The organism is Neobacillus sp. KR4-4, from assembly GCF_042136325.1.
Taxonomy (GTDB): Bacteria; Bacillota; Bacilli; order Bacillales; family Cytobacillaceae; genus Neobacillus.
This window is the reverse complement of the sequence record NZ_JBHHJU010000057.1, coordinates 1-5,645: the sequence shown is the minus strand read 5'-3', so window position 1 is coordinate 5,645 and position 5,645 is coordinate 1. Positions and strand designations below refer to the sequence as shown.

The 5,645-nt window shown below is 35.0% G+C and carries 6 protein-coding genes; 2 read left to right on the top strand and 4 right to left on the bottom strand.

Features of this window, described 5'->3' with window-relative positions; translation table 11 throughout:
• Positions 1 to 332 precede the first annotated feature (332 nt).
• Positions 333 to 1,748 carry a LysM peptidoglycan-binding domain-containing protein gene (locus ACE198_RS27640; protein ID WP_375377770.1) on the top strand — a complete coding sequence of 472 codons (1,416 nt, stop codon included), beginning with the start codon at positions 333 to 335 and terminating at the stop codon, positions 1,746 to 1,748.
• 191 nt (positions 1,749 to 1,939) lie between these two features.
• On the opposite strand, the gene ACE198_RS27635 is transcribed toward ACE198_RS27640, so the two are convergent.
• Both ACE198_RS27635 and ACE198_RS27630 read right to left on the bottom strand, forming a co-directional pair.
• On the bottom strand, positions 1,940 to 2,812 hold the full coding sequence (locus ACE198_RS27635; protein WP_375377769.1) for an aminoglycoside 6-adenylyltransferase: 873 nt from the start codon (positions 2,810 to 2,812) through the stop codon (positions 1,940 to 1,942).
• A 303-nt stretch (positions 2,813 to 3,115) separates the two neighbouring features.
• Positions 3,116 to 3,565 (bottom strand): GNAT family N-acetyltransferase, encoded by a 450-nt coding sequence (locus ACE198_RS27630; protein WP_375377768.1) that lies wholly within the window; start codon positions 3,563 to 3,565, stop codon positions 3,116 to 3,118.
• 138 nt (positions 3,566 to 3,703) lie between these two features.
• Here ACE198_RS27630 and ACE198_RS27625 point away from each other — a divergent pair, with 138 nt between their 5' ends.
• Complete coding sequence (locus ACE198_RS27625) at positions 3,704 to 4,192, top strand: DUF3888 domain-containing protein (protein ID WP_375377767.1); 489 nt, start codon at positions 3,704 to 3,706, stop codon at positions 4,190 to 4,192.
• Positions 4,193 to 4,460: 268 nt separating this feature from the next.
• Here the strand turns inward: ACE198_RS27625 and ACE198_RS27620 are convergent, their stop codons facing one another.
• Both ACE198_RS27620 and ACE198_RS27615 read right to left on the bottom strand, forming a co-directional pair.
• Positions 4,461 to 4,814, bottom strand: coding sequence for a VOC family protein (locus ACE198_RS27620; RefSeq protein WP_251463460.1), 354 nt, complete (start codon positions 4,812 to 4,814; stop codon positions 4,461 to 4,463).
• Positions 4,815 to 4,970: 156 nt separating this feature from the next.
• Positions 4,971 to 5,345 carry a VOC family protein gene (locus ACE198_RS27615; protein ID WP_375377766.1) on the bottom strand — a complete coding sequence of 125 codons (375 nt, stop codon included), beginning with the start codon at positions 5,343 to 5,345 and terminating at the stop codon, positions 4,971 to 4,973.
• Positions 5,346 to 5,645 lie beyond the last annotated feature (300 nt).

The following is a 5,645-nucleotide window of genomic DNA, read 5'->3' as shown; positions in this document are numbered from 1 at the left end:
TAGTTAAATAAGACAAAACCTTCCAATCATCAGTTAGTGGAAGGTTATTTGGCATGCATAATTTTAGTATATCATGACTAAATTTTATTTTTTATTGAAAAATATTGACAAACTATTAGCTGGTTTAATTGAACAAGCACGTTTTCCGACATGGATTTAATTTAAGTTTATCTCCAATCTATAAGAAGTCCCGCTGGCCCGATTGTTGAAAATAAACAGACCGTCCTCTTTTGCTATTCTGCTTTCTTAGTTCATTGAATATCAGGTATTTACACATTTTTTATGGCCGTTACATATAGTACATTAATGAAATTGCCTATGGGGGAATCTTAATGATAATACATGTTGTCAGCAGTGGTGAGACGCTTTGGCAAATCTCTAACCGTTATGCCGTTAGCATGAGTTCCATTGTACAAATAAATGATCTCCAGAATCCAAATCAATTAGTGGTTGGCCAGGCGTTAGTGATTCCAAAACCAGGAACTACCCACATCGTAAAATATGGGGAAACATTATGGTCGATTGCCCAAAAGTATGGTGTTTCGATTTCAGCGATTGTTCAATCCAGCAACTTAACAAACCCGAATCTTTTATATCCGGGAACCACACTCTACATTCCAGCCATTACACATATCGTCCAACCCAGTGAAGCCTTATGGCAAATTGCCAATCGATATGGAACCACTGTTCAAGCTATCATCACTGAAAATCAGATTACAAACCCTAATTTGATTTATCCTGGACTGCAGCTGGCCATTCCAAGAACAAAACCAGCGATTGAAGTGAATGCTTATACCTATCAACCGAGTGCTGGAGCCGTTCAAACCCTTAATGAAATTGGCCATTTGTTAACGTACTTTAGTCCATTCGCCTACCTTATTGCAGAAGATGGAACGTTAAATCCCGTCAAAAATGATGAGGAAATGATTAAAGCGTCATTGTCCAAAAATGTCGTGCCCATGATGTCAGTTACCAACTTTACTTCCACCCAGGCCGGATCAAATGTGGCACATACCATTTTGGCTACTCCAGAAATAAGAGATAAGGTCCTCACCAACATTCTCCAGGTCATGGATAGCAAAGGCTATAAAGGAGTTAATATTGATTTTGAGAATGTATTGCCGGCAGACCGTGAGGTATACAACCAGTTCCTACAGCTGGCAGTGGACCGCCTCCATCCAAAAGGATATTTTGTTTCCACTGCACTTGCACCAAAGGTGGGAGCCACTCAATCTGGTCTCTTATATGAAGCCCATGACTATGAAGCGCACGGGAGAATTGCCGACTTTGTCGTGCTGATGACATATGAATGGGGATACCGCCTCGGTCCTCCGCAGGCCATCTCTCCTATAAATGAAATGAAGCGAGTAGTGGAATATGCATTATCCGTTATGCCAGCTGATAAAATCTTTTTAGGCTTCCAAATTTATGCGCGGGACTGGAAGATTCCTCATGTTAAGGGCCAAGAAGCCGAAACTTTCAGCCCACAGGAAGCCTTAAGACGTGCAGTAAAATATGGAGCTACCATTCAATATGATGCTACCGCCCAATCTCCATTTTTCCGTTACGTAGATGAAAAAGGGCAGGGACATGAGGTGTGGTTTGAGGATGCAAGAAGTGCACAGGCCAAGTTTAATATGGTCAAAGACTATAACCTCCGTGGGATCAGTTACTGGGCATTGGGTTATCCATACCCAGAGAACTGGGCTTTATTGAGGGATAATTTTTCGATTAAAAAACTGATGTAACAATGATAAAATGCAAATCGAGCAGAATCATTCTGCTCGATTTATTAGTAAGCGTCAAATAGTTCCCACCTATTAACAGAATTTCCTCTAAGAGATTTTCTCCTCAATTTAAAATATTTAGGGAGGTTTTTTTAGCGGGTTTACTTCATAAAGAACTAAAGGAAACTTATTTTCATGGTAGTTAAAGTAGATCAATAAATTTCATTGGCATTTGGTGATAAGTTTTGTATATGCTTTAAATACTCCGTAACACCAATATCTTGTTCATATGGGTATTCATAATTTAAACTATCTGCAACATATTTTGATGTACTATGAAACAACTGAGCCATTGTTAATAATGCTTTCCAGACACCATCATAACTCCCGTTAGCATAAGTAGAAAGAAGTTCCTTCCAGATTTCCTCTGGAAGAAATCTCTCTAGATATTTACCGCTTTTACCTATGCTTACAGAAAAGTCAGTTTGAATACCTACCTGCCATTCCAGCATTTTGATTAACATAGGTCTAACAATAACATTAAGATGTTCCTGTGCATAAAGAATTTCCTTCCTCCATAAACCCTTTGCTACGTAAGTGGATACCCACCAAAATTCATTACAACAATCTGCATAGAATTCAGCAGATGGACGTTTTACCCAATAATCCTCATCCGTAGGAGGAGGAATTGCAGGGAGGCAATGATCCTTATCCATCAAAATAATTGTTAGCTTATCCTCTTTACAATACTTGTCTTTTTCGTTTAAGAGAATTAACGTCAGATCAATACGATTTCCATCTGTAAATTGCATTAGATAGGAGAATCGACTACCCAATGATGGCGAAAACATCGACATAGCCATAGGTGTTTGCATAATAATTCGTTTACCAAAAACCTCTATCCAATTGTGATTACGTAAAAAAGAATCCATTTCGGTTACAAGATAAACAATATCAAAATCCTGAAACATATCTTTTGAAACATTAGGATTTGTTCGTGAACCATTCATTACTACTGCACGAATTCGTTCATCTTTTTCTGCTGTGTCCAGAATTAAAGCTATCATTTCTTGTTCAGTACGCATAGATCTTTATCTCCTTTTCATTAACAATGAGTTTAGCATGTTGGATTCCTCGAATTACTATAAATTCTCTGATTGATTGACATTTCCTTCTATAACTAAACTGCCATGTTACTTGAATAAGAAAAAACGATCCTTCGAAATTGAAGAATCTCAACAAGTGTTATTCTTTTAAGTATTCATCTAAACTTCTCATTACCTCTTCCAAAGATGTGATGGATAATAAGGTATCAAAAGGTTCCTTATCTGTTGCAAAAGACCGCTGCAGCGACCACTTTCTTCAACACTTGCACCCGTTAGTATGGTTTATTTTGATATCCATTCGTATTGAATATCAGGTAAATTTTCTTCATTTTCGTGTCCTCTACCAATGATATTAAATCCATTCTTTTCATAAAATCGTTGTGCTTTTTTATTTACTTCAAATGTATATAATGTTAATCTCCCACTTGATTTTGCTTTTACTTTTTCTAGTAATGTTTGTCCTATACCCATTCCTTGATAATCTATATGAATATAAAGTTGGCTTATTTCCGTTTCATTAGAAGCAATCATTCCCACTACTCTATCGTCAATTAACGCTAAATTTATTTGAAACTGTTCAGGTAATAAATTATTTAAAAAATAAACGTGATTTTCAAAGCTATGAATTTCTTTCTGACCAATTGCTTGTTCCTTACTATCTCGCCACATTTTCACTGTTTGTTCAGCGTACTTGGGATTATAATCAGTAATTATGATTTGGTGTTGGTTCACTACAAATACCTCCTCCATTTTTGTTTACTGCTTTTTTTGTTGTTTTCTTGTATAAATTCGATGAATACTACCCATTAGTTGTTTTAGCTTTAATCAAGAATAGATTGTATTTTTTTACAAATATTACACCATATGGAGGTGACGAACATTTTCAAAAAAACACTTTTAACCTTAGTTTTTATCTTTCTTTTTTGTACACATTTTGTCTTTGCTGAAGAGTATCACCGCAAAGGATATAGTGATGATTTATACCGTGTAACAAATGATGTTCCACAAGAACAACATTTTAAAAATTTTATGTTAGACCTTTTAATCCCTGAAATTCTTAATGCTGCAAGGAAACAATATCATGATGAATCGATAAGCGGAATGTCGTTTGATTGGGAAAATCACTATAATGTTGTGGAAATTATAGAATCACAACTCCAAGATACTCGTCAGGAGTATCCATACATGGTGATAGTCACTGTTTCTCCGCATAGCGGCGGTATTAAGAACCGTAAATTCTATGGTACTGATAAAATCACATTTGGTATTGACCCAAATATATTTTGGAGAAATGTCAAGGATCGTCCTGCTATAAAGTTAATTGATTATCAGCATTTAAAATCTTCCAAAAGTCCTTAGACCTCATGTATAGAGGTCTTTATTGTCTCTTCATACGAATTTTGTGCAAATGGAACATAAGGAGTTATCTTTCTCTTCAACTAACGTGCAACGTAAGCCGAAAAAGATATTATTAATCTAAAAGTTGAGACGATTCTTTATCAAAGAATCGCCTCATAAATTAACCACCCAAACTGTAAACAAAGTCTATTTACTTGTTACTAGTAACTATCGTGTTTTGGCCTTTAAAAATATAAAAATATGAACTATGCATTGATTGGTAAATTAATTAACATTTGCACACCATTAAATGGTTTCCATAAGGGTCTTTGAAATTAAACCAGTGATTATGCTCAATTTCTGTTGTTAATTCAACATTCTTATCCTTCATAAAGCTATAGGCTGCTTCAATATCGTGGGCATTAAAATGAAAAGCTGGAGTTTTAAAAATATTTTCTTTTGAATAAATCTTGCTATCTAATACAATTCCAGTTCCATTCGATGTTGGTATAATAAATAAATGTCCAAATAAAATCTCACCTTCTTCATCTAACCCCAAAATCTCACAATACCATTTTCGTGCTTCTTCAACATTACTTACAGGAATAAAGACTGTTCCGATTTGATTTAAAATAGGATTCATTGGAACCTCCTAAAATTTAAATTTATTAAAATAAATAGCTTTTTTATGTTACTCCTTTACTAAAGCAAAAGTTGTATTAGCCCTTCCTCGATAAACGTGCCTCAATAGTTGAGTCAAGAAGTCGCAGGACGGTATTCCTTAAAGCAAATTTCTATATTAGCCAGTACAAACCATAATAATATTTCTATCAGGATCACTAATTGTAAAATAAGAAAAATCATCAAAATTTACAATTTCGGATTCAATTTTATATCCCAAACTATTTACGTAATTATAGGCTGCATTGATTTTATCTGTGTGAAAATTAAATAACGGATATTCGTAATTGTTCGCTTCTTTTATTATTTCTTCTGGTCCTGCATCTAGAGTTAAACCAGTATGATCGTTAATTTCAATATTATAAACAGGCCTTCTGATTTCTGCCGTATCGTATGCTTGACCAAGTAATTGTGAATACCAAATTACCGACTTCTCTAAATCGCTGACGTGGACAAAAATAGTATTGATCTGGTTCTTTATCGGACTGTTCATTCTTTCCACTCCTTTAATTATTTGAATCATCTAGGGATTCATCTATATAAACGGTGAATGAAGTCATTACTTAATTGGTTTAGGTTCTCAATTGTCATATAGATCTCCATTTTTTTATTAAATTCAGACTATAATGTTTTATTCAACATTAAAGGATGTTAACCCTTCTATAACTAGTCGAGTAGAAGAGAACCTCTCTACCCTTACGGTAGATTGTGTTCTCCCCCCTCACAGAACCGTGCTTGCACTATTAATGCACACGGCTCCTCCTAGTCATCATTTACAGAATATAGCTTATCT